Source organism: Pseudarthrobacter sp. J1738 (assembly GCF_050490315.1).
In the GTDB taxonomy this organism is placed as follows: domain Bacteria; phylum Actinomycetota; class Actinomycetes; order Actinomycetales; family Micrococcaceae; genus JBNPEO01.
This window is the reverse complement of the sequence record NZ_JBNPEO010000003.1, coordinates 109,444-125,201: the sequence shown is the minus strand read 5'-3', so window position 1 is coordinate 125,201 and position 15,758 is coordinate 109,444. Positions and strand designations below refer to the sequence as shown.

The following is a 15,758-nucleotide window of genomic DNA, read 5'->3' as shown; positions in this document are numbered from 1 at the left end:
CTACTTCTTCCGGGCGAGGGCGACGGCCAGGATGATGATCGCGCCGCGGACCACCTGCTGCTGGCTGCTGTCGAGTCCGGCGAGGATCAGCCCGTTGTTGATCAGGCCGATCAGAAGGGCACCGAAGAGTGTGCCGATGATGGAGCCGAACCCGCCGAAGAGGCTGGTTCCACCCAGGATGACGGCGGCGATGGCGGAGAGTTCGTCTCCGGCTCCCCACTGGAACCGTCCGGACTGCAGCCGGCCCGCGTAGAGCATGCCGGCGACGCTTGCCACCATGCCCGAGATGAGGAGCACCTGGAACTTAATGCGCTTGGTATTGATGCCGGTGAACTCCGCGGCGTTGCGGTTGCCTCCTGTGGCCAGGACCTGGCGGCCGAACCTGGTGCGGTTCAGCACGACGGCGCCGATGGCCACGAAGATGGCGCTCCAAACCACCAGGCCCGGAACAGGACCGAAGTTGCCGGATCCAAACACGATGTTGAACGTGTCGTTGAGGATGGGCTGGGGCGCCGACGCCGTGATCCACTGGGCAACGCCGACGGCTATCCCCAGCATGCCGAGTGTCACCAGGAAGGACGGGATGCCCAGGAGGCTGACCAGGGCGCCGTTGATCGATCCGACGACGAGACCGACAGCGAGGCCGGCGAGGATGCCGGGCACCAGGCCCCACTGGGAGAGCGCCATCGCAGTGCACACACTGGACAGGCCCGCCACGGATCCGACGCTCAGGTCGATTTCTGCGCACGCGATCACGTACGTCATACCGACGGCGATGACGGTGATGGTGGCGGTCTGCCGGAAGATGTTCAGCAGGTTGTTCGGCGACAGGAAGCCCTGGTCGCGTAGCAGAACGGCGAAGAAGAGGAAGACAACGACGAAGCCGATGTAGATGACGTAGCGCCGCCAGTCCAGTTCCTTGAGGATAGTGCCGAAATTACGGGGTGCCGCGGTATCCCGCGGCGCGATGGTGTTTGCCTTGCTCACTTTTCAGACTCCCTGCACTGCAAGTTGGAGATACTCCTCGTCAGCAATCTCGCTGCGGGGGATATCGCGGATGATGGAGCCGTCCTTAAGGACGAGGACGCGGTCGCTGACCGCGAGTAGTTCGGGGTACTCGGAGGAGATGACAATGACGGCCTTGCCGGCACTTGCCAGCTCACGGATCATGTCGAGGATTTCGCTTTTGGTGCCGATGTCGACGCCGGCCGTTGGCTCGTCAAGGATCAGGGTGTCCGGATCGGTGCCCAGCCACTTGGCGATGACCACTTTCTGCTGGTTGCCGCCCGAGAGAAGCCGCACCGGGCGGTGGGGATGGGCTACCTTCACTGCGAACCTCTCGATCAGTGACGAGGACAGTTCCTTCCCCTTTGCGCCGTCCAGGAGGGGTCCCCGCTGGATCTGGCCGAGGAGGGGAAGCAGCAGGTTGTCCTGGACGGAGTGCTCCAACACCAGGCCCTGGGCCCTGCGGTCTTCCGGGATAAGGGCAACTCCAGCGTTGATGGCCTGCTGCGGAGACCCAAGGTTGACCTTTTTGCCCCGCAGGAGGACCTCACCGCTGTCCAGCTTGTCAATGCCAAAGAGAGCACGGGCGAGCTCGGTTCGTCCGCTGCCCATCAGCCCTGCCAGGCCGAGGATTTCGCCAGGCCGGAGCGCGAACGAAACGTCCCGCACCCGCTGCCCCGCGTTAAGCCCGCGGACTTCCAGCAGCGGCGCCCCGTCGTGGGCTACATGGTCACGCGCACGATAGGAAAGCTGGCCCTCGATCTTCTTGCCGACGATGCCTTCCACGATCTGTTCGGGAGTGACGTCCGTCAGCGGCGCGGTAAGGAGGTGGCGGCCGTCGCGGAGGATGGTGATCCGATCCGCGAGCCTGTACACCTCGTCCATGCGGTGGGAGATGTAGATGATCGAGATGCCACGCTCTTTGAGGCGGTCGATCAGTTCGAAGAGCGCTTCGGACTCATGCCGGGCAAGGCTGGCGGTGGGCTCATCCATGATGAGCACCTGGGCATTCTGGGCGAGTGCCTTGGCGATCTCCGTCAGTTGCCAGTATGCGGTGCCTAACCGTGCGACCCCGGCGCGCGGGTCGACGTCGACTTCCATCTCACTGAAAACTTCCTTGGCACGGCGCACCGCAGCACGATCGTCGATGAGCCCGCCCTTGCCGAGCGGTTCGGCGGCGAGGAAAATGTTCTGCGCAACGGTCAGGCTCGGTACCAGGCTGAACTCCTGGAAGACCATTCCGATCCCGGCGGCCTTCGCGTCCTGGATCGAGTTGATGGCGGTCGGCTTGCCTCCAATAAGGATTGTGCCGGCGTCTGCCTGGTACACGCCCTGAAGGATCTTCATGAGCGTGGACTTCCCGGCGCCGTTGCCGCCCGCCAGCGCGTGGACCTCACCCTTGCGGACATCGAAACTGACGTCTTTCAATACGGGAACGCCGTTGAAGCTCTTGGATATTGAGCGCATCTCGACGACATTGTCTGCGGTATTCATCGTTGCCCTTTCGGCGCGGTGCGGGGGCGGACCCCCGCACCGCCGGTTCTTGCCTACTTCTTGTAGGAGTCCTGGATGTCCTTCGGGGCGTCCTCGTGGTAGACCTGCTTCCACGCATCCAGGACGTTGGAGTGGTCAACCGGAAGGGCGCTCAGCGCCACATAAGCGGGTGCTTTCTTGCCGATGAGCGCTCCGGCAGCCAGCCGCGCTTCCGTGACACCCTGGTCGAACGGAACCTGCGCTCCAAGGCCGACGACGAGTTCGTCCTTGGCAAGGGCAATGGCCACGTTCTTGCCAAGGTCTTCCGTGGCAATCTTCAGGTCAGGCCGGCCGGCGGCCCGGGCGGCAGCCATGACACCTTCTGCAGGAACGTCCCAGACCGCCCAGATTCCGGACAGGTCGGCGTACTTGCTGAGCATGGCGTTCGCAGCTGCCTGGGCATCTCCAGCGAAGTCAGGGCCGGCGATTCCCTTTTCCTCGACAATCTTGATGTCCGGGTATTCCTTCGTAATCGTTTCCTTGAATCCCTGGTAGCGCTGCTTGGTCACGAAGAAATCGGCCTGGTGGAAGACAAGCCCGATCTTCCCCTTGCCACCGAGCGCTTTAGCCATTTGGTGGGCGGAGACGACGCCGTTCCCGTAGTTGTCGGCAGAAACAACAGAGACATAGTCCTGGCCGGCGGTCAGTCCCTGGGGGACGTTGTCCATGAAGACGAGCTTGGTGCCGGCAGCCGCGGCTTTCTTGTAGGCGGAGGCCGTAGCCACGGGATCCGTGGGGATCGAGACGATGACGTTCGGGTTCTGCGACATGACCGTCTCGATGTCCGAGACCTGCTTGTCCGGCTTGAAGTTCGCGTCGGTGGTGGCGATGACTTTGATGCCGAGCTTTTCAAACTCGGACTTTAGGCCGTTGATCTGGGCGTTGGCCCAGTCGTTGCCGCCATAGTGCATCACAATGGCTGCCTTGGCGTTGAGCGCCTTGACCTTTTGGATCTCGTCAGGAGTGAGGTCTGCTGCGGACGCCGGGGAGGGCGTCTCGCCGTTGGGCCCTTTGCTCAGGACCTGTCCCTTGATCTGGTCAAGGGCCTGTTGGGCCTTGCTGGACACCCCGGCGTCGGGAGCGTTGGACGTGGCCGTGGTCGAACTGCTGCAGGACGCGACGGAAAGGGACAGGACTGCGGCAAGGGCCACGAGGGGAAGCCTGCGGATCATCATTGTTCTCCAGTGCTTGGGGTGGGTGGGGGTGGATGCCTGGGATGGTTCAGGCGAGGGCTATAGCCAGGGCCGGCGGAACCGGGGACAGGACGAGGCCGCCGGAGGCCGAGGCTGTGCGGACGGCAGTGGCCTTGTCTGAAGCTGCCAGCAGCGCCTCTGCGTGTATTTTGTCGACGAAGAAGCCCAGGGAACACGGTCCGTGGTGGGCTTGAACCCACTTCACCGCTTCGTTGGCCGCCTTCGTCATGTCTTCGCCCGCTTCCCGGACCGGGCCGGGGATGGTGGACGCGGACGCGGGTTTGCCCGAGTTATCGACGGAGACCACCAGGCTTGCCCAAAGGCGATCCTCATCGAAGACTCCGACGACTGCCGAAGATCCGGCAGAGACAAAGGTGCGGACAGCAGCTGCCAGATCGCCGGGCGCCGCATCTTTCAGGAGCACTTCGAGATTTGCCCACTGGGTTTGGTCGGCGTCCCGAAGTCCGGCGTTCGGATCGAGCGCGAGTGCGTGGACGATCGTGTCGGGCATCGCGCTCCCTTTCTTCATTGAAATGTGTGGCTGCGTAAACGTTCACGAAGCGTTCGTAAACGTTTACGGACATCATCGTAAACGTTTACGGTGTTACGTGTCAACGGTCACATGGACAGTTATTCCAACGGATACGGGGGTACGGTCCGACGTAAGATCGAAAGGCACGGAACCCGAAAGGTTCCAACCAACGTGCAAGACAGGAGTGGGCATGGCAGGCACAACTGTTCCCCGTGAGGCGAACGGGAGAATGCCGGAAGCCTCACGGCGCCGGAAGCCCACCATCAACGACGTGGCGAGCATGGCCGGCGTCTCCTTCGGCACGGTCTCGCGGGTCCTCAACGACGCACCGGACGTGAGTGCGGCAACGCGGCAACGGGTCCTGCAGGTGATCAAGGACATCGGGTACCGCAGGAACCGGGCAGCCACGGCGCTCGTCACCAGCCGGTCCACCTCCATCGGCATACTTTCCGACGGCTCCCCGCGGTTCGGCCCGGTGGGGACGCTCATGGCCCTCGAGAACATTGCACGCAGGAAGGGTTACGCCACAACCGTCATCAGCGTTGAGCGGCCCTACGGAGAGTCGGTCCAGGCCGCCCTGGACACCCTGGACGACACCGGCGTGGGGGGAATCATCGTCATCGCCCCCGTGGTGGAGATGGCCGCAGCCGTATGGAATGCCTCGTGCCGTGTACCGGTGGAGATGATCGCGGCAGGAGCATCATCGACTCCCAACGTCTTCTCATACTCAGAGAACCAGGAGTTGGGCGCACGGCTGGCCACCCAGCACCTGATAGACCTGGGCCACACCGACATCGCGCACTTCGCCGGCTCCATGGACTGGTTCGACGGCCGGGTCCGCAAACGCGGGTGGGAAGCCGCGCTGCGCGACGCCGGGCTTACACCAGGGCTGTGCCTCGAAGGCGATTGGAGCCCCCGGTGGGCTTACGAGACCGCGCTCCAACTCGTGCGGGAACAGAAGGTGCCCCAGGCGATCTTCGCCGCCAGCGACCACACGGCTCTCGGGCTGATACGGGCCTTCGCGGAAAATGGGATCAAGGTCCCGGACGACGTGAGCGTGGTGGGTTTCGACGACATCGAAGGTTCAGACTATTTCCTGCCTCCCCTGACCACTGTTCGCCAGGACTTCACGGCGTTAGCGCTCATGAGCATGGAAGTGCTCCTTGGTGCCATGGAAGGGCGGGAGGTGGACCGCACCCCGATCGCGCCCACCCTTGTTGTCCGCGACAGCGCCCGCCAGGCCACCTCCCCCAAGTAGGAGGGGGACGACGGCGGCACCCGCCTCCCGCCGTCGTCCTCCACACGCACTGGTACCAGCAGCGCTAAGACCTGCGGACGCCGCTTGTCCAACAAACGCATCAGACGCTGAAGTAGGCTGGAATCCCAGAAGAAACCAACCAAAAGCGAGGCTAAACGTGCACCAGGACGCCGTCCGGTTCCTGTCCCAGCCGGTGGCCGCCCAGCCCGGCGCGCCGCTGCGCGTGGCGGTGTACTCGCGCATCGCCGAAGCCATCCGCAACGGCCTCCTCACGCCCGGCTCCATGATCCCCACCGAAACCGAACTCGGCACGGACATGAAGGTCAGCCGCACCGTGGTCCGCGAAGCCCTCATGCTGCTCGAGGAGGACGGCCTGATCAGGGCCAGGCGCGGCGTCGGACGCTTCGTCTCGGACACTCTCCCCCGGATCGGCATCGAACGCATCCAGCCGTTCGAGGACGTCCTCGCCAGCCCCGGCCAGAAGGTGGAGGTCAAGGGCATCCAGGTGGTCCGGCAGGCGGCCTCCGAATTTGTCGCCCCGGGCATCGGCGTCGAGCCGGGCACCGACTGCTGGCTCTGGGAATCCGTCCTGATCCGTGACGGCGAGGCCATCGCCCACCTGCAGGAAAACGTCACCGCCCAGCCGGTCAGCGTCGGCAAGGGTGCCGCCGCGCCCCTTGAGATAGAGGACGACGGCGGCGCCACCCTGCTTGCCGCGCTCACCAAGCAGCTGGGCAGGCTGGCCGGGCCGGGCGAGTGCCAGATCAGCCTCAGCCAGGTGGGCCCCAGCGGGGCGAAGCTGCTGGATCTGCGCCCGTCGGACCCGGTGCTGGTCCTGACGCAGTACGTCCGGAACGCCAACCGGCCCTTCTACCTGGCCAAGTGCCTGGTTTCGGCCCGGGCCGGGCACCTCTCGGTGATGCAGCAGTTCCAGTCCTAGGTGGTCACCCGGCGGCTTGACTGCTGTCGTACCCCAATGCACGGCTGGCCTCCAGTCCCGCCCGGGCCACCACCGGCCCCAGCCGTTCAACGTCGGCAGGCCCGATCCGCTGGGTAGGGAACCCCAGGCCCACGGCACATGCAAGCCGCCCAGTATGGTCGAAAACGGGCGCGCTGATGGAGCCCACGTCCTGGTTGCGTTCCCCGAAGGCCGCAAAGAAACCCTGCTCGCGTGCAACGGCCGCCTGCTGCCTGAGCGTCTCCATTGACACCGGCGTATCGGCCGTAAAGCCCTCGAGCCCCTGCTGGTCCAAGGCGTCCCAGGCTCCGGGGTCGAATGCCAGGAACACCTTGCCCGGGGCGCCTGCGTGCAACGGCATGACCATGCCCACCATGAACGGCCGCATCACAACGTGCCGCGTCTCGGCCACGGCAACGATGGTCCGGAAGGCCCCGTCCCGGACGTACAGGCAGGCAGTTTCGCCGGTTTCGTCGCGCAGCTGCTGCAGGACCGGCTTCACCAGCCGGACCACGTCCAGCCCGAACGTCCCGGGGGTAGCCCAGCGGACCAGGCCGATGCCGATCCGGTACCGGTCGCCGTCGCGGTCCAGGAATCCCTCGCGGAGCATGTTCTGGACCAACCGCTGGCACGTGCTGGACGGCAGCCCGGTTTTGCGGATGATCTGCTGCAGCGTCGGCTCGGGCTCCTCCACGGAAAAGCAGTCCAGAATCTCCGCCACCTTGTGCAGGACCAACAGGGGCGAGGCCCCAGCTCCCGGTTCCTTCGCCACTGTCCGAACACCCTTTCAATCTGTTTCCGCCAGCCTCCAGCTTAGTGAGCAGGGAGCCGTCCCAGCATGTGATCCATTTGACATCCCATCAAAGTGACCCACATCATGGGATTAGAACCCACTTTATGGGTTTACTCGCAAATCCCCAACACAACGACGTGGAGAATCCATGAGCACCCCCGCAATCACCTGTGAAACAGCCCCCGAGCCCAAGCGCCCCGGGATGAGCCGGGTTGGACTGATCGTCCCCAGCTCCAACACCACCATGGAGACCGAACTGCCGGAACTGTTCCGGCGCCAGGCCGAGGCCACCGGCCACAAGTACACCTTCCACTCCGCCCGCGCCGGCATGAAGAAGGTCACCAGGGAAGAACTGCTGGCCATGGTGGGCAAGGCAGCGCAGTGCGCCGAAGCGGTCTCCGACGCCGACGTGGACGTCATCGCCTACGCCTGCCTGGTGGCCGTCATGGCCCAGGGCCCCGAAGCCCACGAGGGCTCCGAAAAGGTCATCGCCGACGCCGCCGCCGGCAACGGACACCCGGCCCCGGTCACCAGCAGCGCCGGCGCCCTGGTCCGGACCCTGCACGAAATCGGTGCCCAGAAGGTCGCCATGATCACCCCCTACATGAAGCCGCTGACCAAGATGGTGGTGGACTACATCGAGGGCTCGGGCATCACGGTGCTGGACGCCATCAGCCTCGAAGTTGCGGACAACCTCGAGGTTGGCTGCCTTGACCCGCAGAACCTGCCCGCACTGGCCCGCAGCCTGCAGCGCGAAGGCGCAGACGCCGTCGTCCTTTCCGCCTGTGTCCAGATGCCTTCGCTCGCCGCGGTCCAGGCAGTGGAGGACGAGCTGGGGCTCCCCGTCATCACGGCGGCCACGGCCACCACGTACGAGATCCTCAAGGCGCTGGGCCACCAGCCCGCCATCACCGGAGCGGGCAGCCTGCTGTCCGGCGCCGGCGTCCCCGCCCCGGCGAACGCATAGGCGGCGGGCACCATGTCGCTCTCACTCATAGCGTTCCTGGTGCTGGTGGCGGCCTTCGCCGTCGGTTCCTTCACCAAGATCAACGCCGGGCTGCTGGCCACGGTCGCCGCGTTCGGCGTGGGCACCCTCCTGGCCGGGATGTCCATCAAGGATGTCATCGGACAGTTCCCCGCCGGACTGTTCTTCATCCTGGTGGGCGCCACCCTGCTCTTCGCTATCGTGCGGATCAACGGCACCATCGACCTGCTCGCGTATTGGGCGGAACGGCTCGCCGGCGACCGGAAAATCCTGGTCCCTATCCTGATGTTCCTGCTGACCGCAGCCCTGGCTTCCGCCGGCGCCTTCACGCCGGCCGCCATCGCCATCGTCGCCCCGGTGGGCCTGGCACTGGGCGCGCGGTTCGGCATCAGCACCCTGGCTATGGGCCTGGTCATCGTCCAGGGCGCGAACGCCGGCGCGTTCTCTCCCGTTAACCCCTTCGGCGTCCTGGGCAACAAAATGCTGGACGGTGCCGGCGCTTCTGGCGATTCCTTCAAGCTCTATGCGTACTGCTTTATCTTCAACGCCATCCTGGCCGTGATCGCCTACGCCCTGGTGCAGGCCATCATGAAGCGCCGGGCAGCCAGGGCGGAGGCGCGTCAGGCGGACGGCGGCAATGCCATGAAGAACGACGACGGCGCTGACGCCCCCTCAGGTGGCAGTGTTTCGGGTCCCGGCGGCGCCGGAACGGCCGTCCTCACCGCACCGGCACAGACCATTGCGGCCACCGGAACCAAAACCGGCCCGGTGAAGGTGGCCGCAACCCCCATGCGTATCCTCACGCTGGCGGGCATCGCTTCCCTGCTGGTGCTCACCACCGTCCTGGGACTTGATGTGGGAGTGGCCTCGCTGGTGATCGCCGCGGTCCTGATCGTCCTGGACTCCAACGTGCAGAAGCCGGCGGTGGAAAGCATGCCGTGGTCGGCCATCATCCTGGTCACCGGCATCGTCACCTACGTGGGCATGCTGGAGAAGATGGGTGCGCTGAAGGAGCTCCAGGAAGGCATCGCAGGCCTGGGCAACAGCTCCCTCGCTGCGCTGATCGCCAGCTACGTGGTGGCCATCGTGTCAGCGTTCGCCTCCACCACCGGAACCCTCGGTGTCATCAGCCCCGTGGTCGTGCCCATCGCCATGGACCCGCTGCTCACCCCCGTGGGAGTGGTGACGGCCATCGCCATCAGCTCCTCCGTGGTTGACGTCAGCCCCATGTCCACCAGCGGGGCCCTGCTGATGGCGAGCGCCCAGCCCAAGGACGAGCGGATGTTCTTCCGTGCCCTGCTGCTATGGGCCATCGCGATGATCGGTGTGGTGCCGCTCCTCGTCTGGTTCGTCTTCGTCCAGCTCGGCCTCGGCTAAGAGCCCCGGGCGGACAAGGGAAAGGGACGTCCTCGCCGGGCGTCCCTTTCCTTTGTCTTTCCCCTTGCACGGGCAGGGCGGGCCGGCCGGCCCTAGTCCTTGGGCCGGAAGTCGCCCGGCCAGTCCTTCAGCCGGATCCGGCCGAGGTCCTGGATTTCGCCGAGGGTACCCCACTCATCCAGGCCCAGCCGGGCCAGTGGCTCCAGCAGATCGATGCGCGGGTGGCTGCCGTCCAGCACTTCTTCGCTCACGGCGGCATGGGTGACTTCGCCGAAAACCAGGGTCGAGTCCCCTATCGGCAGCACGGAGTGGAGACGGCATTCAAGCACCGCCGGTGATTCCTTGACCCGGGGCGCGGCCACGGTGAGGCTCGGCTCCCGGGTCAGGCCGGCGGCGTCGAACTCGCTGGTCTCCGGCGGGAAGTTGGTGCCGGTGGCGTTGACCTCTTCCAGGAGTGCGGCCGGGGCCAGGTTGACCACGAATTCGCCGGACGCGGTGATGTTGCGGAGCGAATCCTTCTCCCCCACCGACGTGAACTGCACGATGGGCGGATTGGTTGACGCTACGGTGAAGAAGGAGTGCGGGGCCACGTTGTCGATGCCTTCCGGGGAGACACTCGAAACCCACGCGATGGGCCGGGGCACCACCACAGCGGTGAGCAGCCGGTAGAAATCACGGGCGGACGTCGCTGAGGGACTGAAATCAGTTCGCATGCTGCCAGACTAACCGGCGCCGCAGACAGGAAGGACACGCACATGAGTTTCCAGCCGTACCGTTCACCCTCAACCGGGCGCCAGGTGCACGCCGTCCTCTTCGACACCTTCGGGACCGTGGTGGACTGGCGCACGGGTGTGGCAAGGGAGGTGGCAGCTTTCGCGGCAGCACACGCGCATACGCTCGACGCCGAGGCCTTCGCCGACCACTGGCGGGCCCTCTACCAGCCAGCCATGGAAGCCATCCGCTCCGGAAAGCGCAGCTTCACCAAGCTGGACACCCTCCACCGCGAAAACCTTGACGAGGCACTCCGCCGGCACGGCATCGAACCGGCACCGGTGCCCAGGGAAAACCTGGAGGAGCTGAACAAATCCTGGCACCGGCTGCCGGCGTGGCCGGACAGCGTGGAGGGCCTCGCTGCAATCCGCCGCCACTACATCGTGGGCCCGCTATCCAATGGCAACACCTCACTGTTGCTGGACATGGCCAGGAACGCCGGCCTGCCGTGGGATGTGATCATCGGTTCGGACATGACGGGCACCTACAAGCCGTTGCCCCAGGCCTACCTCCGGACAACGGAGTTCCTGGACCTTGAGCCGGGTGAGGTAATGCTGGCGGCGGCCCATAACAATGACCTGCGGGCGGCGCGCGCCGCCGGGCTGGCCACGGCGTTCATCGCCCGCCCCACCGAACACGGCCCCGGCCAGACGGCGGACCTGGCCCCTCAAGGTGACTGGGACCTCGTAGCGTCGAGCATTACGGAACTGGCGGAGCTGCTCGGGGCCTGAACGCGCCTTGGCAAGGGGCCCCGGATCAGGCCTACTTCGGCGCGGTAATTCCGAGGCGGGCCATCCGGCGGTAAATGGTGGCCCTGCTCAGTCCCAGTTCGTTGGCGGCCGCGGCCACCGTGATGCCGGGCCGGGAAAGGCACCGGATGATCTCGTCCCTCTCGACGGCCTCGATCCGGGTGAGGTGTGGCCCGGCACGTCCCACGAGCCGGGAGGGCAGATGCCGCACATCGATGATTTCCGTCCGCATGGCCGCGTCATTGACCATGGTGAAAAGTTCGTCCACGTTGCCTGGCCACCCGTAGCCGGTCAGGGCGTGTTCGGCAGCGGCCGTGAAATCCACTTCACGCATACGCGTTTGCCGGGCGGCGTACCTGGCCAGGGGCATTACATCGGCAGGTCGCTCGCGCAGGGCAGGCACCGGCACCACGGTTTCCACCGAGGCGGCCAGCGGCTGCGGGACGGCGCCCAGGTCCTCCGCGGTCATGGCCCAGGTGATGGAGGCTGGGCTTCCGGCCGGTGCAGGCAGTGTTTGAACCGCGGCGGCAGCCCGGGTGCTCAACTCCTGCGCTGCCCAGGCGGGCAGGAGGTCAACGTTTTCGACGATCACGGCGGTATCGGGCTTGGCCAGCTCGGGCGTCCAGAGCGACAACCACGCCTCCACGTCCTCAGGCTCCGGAGCTGCTGCACACAGGATGCGGCTCCCGGGGCGCGCCTGTCGGATAGCCTGCCCCAGCAAGGTGGCGCGCCCGGAGCCTGGTTCTCCGACGGCGGCCACGACTCTGTTTGTCGCAAGGGCCAAGGCCGCACGGTCCAGTGCCTCCGTCCAGTCCGGGGACATGGCGCGCAGCGTTCCCGCACCCGGCTCAACCCGGCCCCGCTGGACCCGGAAGACGCCGCCCTTGGGTCCCGCTTTCGGCCTGTGGCCACCCGACTTTGCGAGCATGAGGGCAGCGGTATTGCTCGCTGCCGACTGGGCCAGAGCCAAGAGCAACTCGGGAGACGACTTGGACCAGGTGGTGATGTTCACGCTGCCCTCGAGGCGTCCACTGAGGGGATCGATCACCGGCACGGCAGCGCAGGTGTACGTCCGGAGGCTTGCGCTGAAGTGTTCCTCGGCACGAACCAGGCTCGGCGTCCGGTCCGCAAGCGCCATACCCAGCCCGCTGGTTCCCGCTTCCCGCTCGGAAAACGCGAAACCGGGAGCCAGATGGACCTTGTCGAGCGCCCGCAGCAGTGAGGTGTCGCCGCTGAACCGGTTGAGGACCAGCCCGTTGGCGTCGGTGAGCATCAGGCTCAGTGGCTCGTTGGCCAGCGTTTGATGCAGGCTGGTGAGCACCTCCTGGCCGCACTGGTAGAACAGCGAGTCACCGGCCACGGACCCGGCCCAGACGGGATCGATGGCCTCGGCCGAGACGCCGTATTCTTCACTGCGCTGCCATGAGGCGAGAAGGCGTCTTGAGACAGTAGTCATCATGCCTTCCGGCCCGCCGGCCTGTGGCCGCGGGACGGGAACGTTCTGGTCCGGCACCATCGCCGCCCTCCTTGTCCTGGTCATTCGAGATTACGGCGTGGTGCTTCGAAAGGCGATGCCACCCTGTCTCAAAATGAGACACCGGCCACAGGTTGACAGGTGCCTTTTGGCCATAGCGTCGTCTCTGTCGCGACTATGGCAGTCGCGGGGAGGAGAACGATATGTACAGCAAAGACGGCGAGAACTACTTCATCGTCGACGCGCACGTCGCGTTGTGGGACGCCCGCCCGGAGAACCAGCGGAATATCCAGGGTAAGCAGTTCATTGATTGCTTCTACGACTACCACCGCAACCTCGGTCCCGAGGAGGAACACTGGTCCTACGAGGAATTCCTTTACCAGGGCGGCGAACGCCTCATGAAGGACCTGTTCCAGGACGGCTACGTGGACCACGCGATCTTCCAGCCGGCCTACCTTGGCGCGTTCTACAAGAACGGCTTCGCGCAGGTGGAGGAAGCCTATGGACTCGCCGCCGCGCACCCGGACAAGCTCACGTACAACCACTGCTATGACCCCCGTGAGGGTGAGGCAGGCCTTGACCGGCTCCGCGCCGACCACGAGAAGATGAAGTTCAAGGGGGTCAAGCTCTACACCGCCGAATGGCGCGGCGAATCCCGTGGGTACAAGCTCTCCGATCCCTGGTCCTACCGGTATTTCGAGGAGTGCCGCAAGCTCGGCATCAAGAACATCCACATCCACAAGGGCCCCACCGTCCGCCCGCTGGACCGGGACGCATTCGACGTTGCCGACGTCGACCATGCCGCCTCCGACTTCACCGACCTGAACTTTGTGGTGGAGCACGTCGGCCTGCCCCGGCTGGAAGACTTTTGCTGGATCGCCACCCAGGAACCCAACGTCCACGGCGGCCTCGCCGTCGCGATCCCGTTCATGCACACCCGGCCGCGGTACTTCGCCCAGATCATGGGCGAGCTCATCTACTGGATTGGCGAGGACCGCATCCAGTTCTCCAGCGACTACGCCATCTGGTCACCCCGCTGGCTGATCGAGCGGTTCGTTGACTTCCAGATCCCCGAAGACATGACCGAATACGCCCCGCTCACCGTGAACCAGAAGAAGAAGATCCTGGGACTGAACGCGGCCAAAATGTACGACATCCCGGTGCCCGCAGAGCTCCAGCTCCCCAACGCGGACGAGACCAAGACGGGACCGCGGCAGCCGGAACGGGCGGACCTGGCAGGCGCGGCATGACGGCGGCACTGACGGAGCGTACGCTCCGGTACCGGGACACGTCGGTGACAGCAGAGGACGTCCGGCAGGCGCTGGCGGCCGTCCTGGATCCCGAACTGGACGAGCCCATCACGGATCTGGGCTTCGTCCGTTCCCTCCAGATCACCGGCTCCCCGGCGGGCGCGACAGTGGTGCTGCACCTGCGGCTGCCCACATCTTTCTGCTCGCCGAACTTCGCCTACCTGATGGCGTCCGACAGCAAGGACGTGGTCTCGGCGCTCCCCGGGGTGGCGGCGGTGATGGTTGAGCTCGATGACCACCACGACTCCGCACTGATCAACGCGGGCCTTGCAGCTGATGCCGGATACCGCGGCACCTTCGGCCATGAAGCCGAGCACAGTCTGGAGGAGCTGCGGTGGACGTTCCGCCGCAAGGCGCACACCGCCGCGATGGAGCGCTGCCTCACGGAGCTGTTGCGGGCAGATCCCACGCTGGCGGAAGAGAGCGTGGGGACGGTGCGGCTGGGTGACCTGCCGGCCGGCCGGACCAAGGACGCTTTAGTACGACGGCGGACGGCGCTTGGGCTGCCGACGGAACCTGCCGCCGTCGTCCTCGTAGACCATGACGGCACGCCCTACGCGCCCGGCAACGTGCCGATGGCGCTGCGGCGGGCGCGCTCCACCCGCATTTCCATCGACGGCAATGCGCACTTCTGCCGCGGCCTGCTGCGGACACGCTACGCCGGCTCCGGCGTCGACCAGACAGACCGGCCCGAGGGAGCCGAGCCTGCCGACCAACACCACCTGCTTCCGTTCACAGTCAAGGAGATCCACCCATGAACACCATGCGAGCCGTCCAGGTGGTCGGCTACCACGAAGGCCTGAAGATGACCGAGGCGCCCATTCCGGAAGTGGCCGGGGCTTGGGACGTCGTGGTCAGGATCGGCGGAGCTGGCGTGTGCCGGACGGACCTGCACATCCTCGAGGGCCAGTGGGCCGAAAAGTCCCAGGTGCAGCTGCCCTACACCATCGGCCACGAGAACGCGGGGTGGGTGCACGCCGTGGGCAGCGCGGTCACCAACGTCAAGGAGGGCGACAAGGTGATCCTGCACCCGCTGATCACCTGCGGCCTGTGCCGCGCCTGCCGCTCCGGCGACGACGTGCACTGCGAGAGCAGCAAGTTCCCGGGCATCGACACGCACGGCGGGTACGCCGAATACCTCCTCACCTCTGCCCGGTCCGTGGTGAAGATCGACGATTCATTGGAACCTGCGGACGTGGCGGCCCTGGCGGACGCTGGGCTGACGGCCTACCACGCCGCGGCGAAGGCGGCCAAGCGGCTGACGCCGCGGGACAACTGCGTGGTGATCGGCGCCGGCGGGCTGGGCCATATCGGGATCCAAGTGCTGAAGGCCCTCACCCCGAGCCGCATCATCGTGGTGGACCGCAACCCGGCCGCCCTGGAGCTGGCGAAGTCGATCGGGGCCGATGAAGGGGTCCTCGCGGACGGCTCGCAGGTGGAACAGGTGCGGGCCCTCACGGGCGGCAACGGCGCCGAGGTGCTGATCGACTTCGTGGGCGAAGGCGGCGCGACGTCGGAGGGCATTGCGATGCTGCGGGAGGCCGGCGACTACTTCGTGGTGGGCTACGGCGAGGACATCAGCGTGCCCACCATCGACATCATCTCCTCGGAGATCAACATCATCGGCAACCTGGTGGGTTCCTACAACGACCTGCAGGACCTCATGTCGCTCGCCGCCCGCGGGGCCGTCACGCTGCACACCCAGAAGTACAAGCTGGACGATTTCCAGCAGGCCATCAGCGACCTGGACGCCGGCAAGGTCCGGGGCCGCGCCATCCTGGTGCCCTGATACCCGTCTCGGACCAGCCCGCACGAAGCTT

15 protein-coding genes are annotated in these 15,758 nt (G+C 65.7%); 8 read left to right on the top strand and 7 right to left on the bottom strand.

Annotation, left to right across the window (positions count from 1 at the left end; all coding sequences use genetic code 11):
- The 4 genes from ACQR35_RS06485 to ACQR35_RS06470 are packed head-to-tail and all read right to left on the bottom strand — an operon-like array spanning position 1 to position 4,242.
- Complete coding sequence (locus ACQR35_RS06485; protein WP_236801391.1) at positions 1 to 987, bottom strand: ABC transporter permease; 987 nt, start codon at positions 985 to 987, stop codon at positions 1 to 3.
- Between the two features lie 3 nt (positions 988 to 990).
- Positions 991 to 2,499, bottom strand: a complete 1,509-nt coding sequence (locus ACQR35_RS06480; protein WP_430269552.1) for a sugar ABC transporter ATP-binding protein — start codon at positions 2,497 to 2,499, stop codon at positions 991 to 993.
- A gap of 53 nt (positions 2,500 to 2,552) precedes the next feature.
- A complete protein-coding gene (locus ACQR35_RS06475; RefSeq protein WP_430269551.1) occupies positions 2,553 to 3,710 on the bottom strand; it encodes a substrate-binding domain-containing protein in 1,158 nt (385 codons plus the stop codon).
- Positions 3,711 to 3,759: 49 nt separating this feature from the next.
- On the bottom strand, positions 3,760 to 4,242 hold the full coding sequence (locus ACQR35_RS06470) for a hypothetical protein (protein ID WP_236801388.1): 483 nt from the start codon (positions 4,240 to 4,242) through the stop codon (positions 3,760 to 3,762).
- 211 nt (positions 4,243 to 4,453) lie between these two features.
- Here ACQR35_RS06470 and ACQR35_RS06465 point away from each other — a divergent pair, with 211 nt between their 5' ends.
- Both ACQR35_RS06465 and ACQR35_RS06460 read left to right on the top strand, forming a co-directional pair.
- Entirely contained in the window at positions 4,454 to 5,521 is a 1,068-nt protein-coding gene (locus tag ACQR35_RS06465) for a LacI family DNA-binding transcriptional regulator (RefSeq protein WP_373993038.1), read from the top strand.
- 157 nt (positions 5,522 to 5,678) lie between these two features.
- Positions 5,679 to 6,461, top strand: coding sequence for a GntR family transcriptional regulator (locus tag ACQR35_RS06460; RefSeq protein WP_373993037.1), 783 nt, complete (start codon positions 5,679 to 5,681; stop codon positions 6,459 to 6,461).
- A 4-nt stretch (positions 6,462 to 6,465) separates the two neighbouring features.
- On the opposite strand, the gene ACQR35_RS06455 is transcribed toward ACQR35_RS06460, so the two are convergent.
- Positions 6,466 to 7,251, bottom strand: coding sequence for an IclR family transcriptional regulator (locus tag ACQR35_RS06455; protein WP_373993036.1), 786 nt, complete (start codon positions 7,249 to 7,251; stop codon positions 6,466 to 6,468).
- A gap of 169 nt (positions 7,252 to 7,420) precedes the next feature.
- Between ACQR35_RS06455 and ACQR35_RS06450 the strand changes: the two genes are divergently transcribed.
- On the top strand, positions 7,421 to 8,239 hold the full coding sequence (locus ACQR35_RS06450) for a maleate cis-trans isomerase family protein (protein ID WP_373993035.1): 819 nt from the start codon (positions 7,421 to 7,423) through the stop codon (positions 8,237 to 8,239).
- A 12-nt stretch (positions 8,240 to 8,251) separates the two neighbouring features.
- Positions 8,252 to 9,634 (top strand): SLC13 family permease, encoded by a 1,383-nt coding sequence (locus ACQR35_RS06445; RefSeq protein ID WP_373993034.1) that lies wholly within the window; start codon positions 8,252 to 8,254, stop codon positions 9,632 to 9,634.
- A gap of 92 nt (positions 9,635 to 9,726) precedes the next feature.
- Here ACQR35_RS06445 and ACQR35_RS06440 read toward each other — a convergent pair whose 3' ends face one another.
- On the bottom strand, positions 9,727 to 10,347 hold the full coding sequence (locus tag ACQR35_RS06440) for a flavin reductase family protein (RefSeq protein ID WP_373993033.1): 621 nt from the start codon (positions 10,345 to 10,347) through the stop codon (positions 9,727 to 9,729).
- A gap of 42 nt (positions 10,348 to 10,389) precedes the next feature.
- Between ACQR35_RS06440 and ACQR35_RS06435 the strand changes: the two genes are divergently transcribed.
- A complete protein-coding gene (locus tag ACQR35_RS06435) occupies positions 10,390 to 11,136 on the top strand; it encodes a haloacid dehalogenase type II (protein WP_373993032.1) in 747 nt (248 codons plus the stop codon).
- A 31-nt stretch (positions 11,137 to 11,167) separates the two neighbouring features.
- Here ACQR35_RS06435 and ACQR35_RS06430 read toward each other — a convergent pair whose 3' ends face one another.
- Entirely contained in the window at positions 11,168 to 12,670 is a 1,503-nt protein-coding gene (locus tag ACQR35_RS06430) for a helix-turn-helix domain-containing protein (protein WP_373993031.1), read from the bottom strand.
- Between the two features lie 161 nt (positions 12,671 to 12,831).
- On the opposite strand from ACQR35_RS06430, the gene ACQR35_RS06425 reads away from it, so the two are divergent.
- The 3 genes from ACQR35_RS06425 to ACQR35_RS06415 are packed head-to-tail and all read left to right on the top strand — an operon-like array spanning position 12,832 to position 15,727.
- The gene (locus tag ACQR35_RS06425) at positions 12,832 to 13,878 is read left to right on the top strand and encodes an amidohydrolase family protein (RefSeq protein ID WP_373993030.1); all 1,047 of its coding nucleotides are present in this window, start codon (positions 12,832 to 12,834) and stop codon (positions 13,876 to 13,878) included.
- On the top strand, positions 13,875 to 14,696 hold the full coding sequence (locus tag ACQR35_RS06420; RefSeq protein WP_373993029.1) for an iron-sulfur cluster assembly protein: 822 nt from the start codon (positions 13,875 to 13,877) through the stop codon (positions 14,694 to 14,696). The genes ACQR35_RS06425 and ACQR35_RS06420 overlap by 4 nt, the downstream gene beginning before the upstream one ends.
- Positions 14,693 to 15,727 (top strand): NAD(P)-dependent alcohol dehydrogenase, encoded by a 1,035-nt coding sequence (locus ACQR35_RS06415; RefSeq protein ID WP_373993028.1) that lies wholly within the window; start codon positions 14,693 to 14,695, stop codon positions 15,725 to 15,727. Before ACQR35_RS06420 ends, ACQR35_RS06415 begins: the two co-directional genes overlap by 4 nt.
- Positions 15,728 to 15,758: the final 31 nt, after the last annotated feature.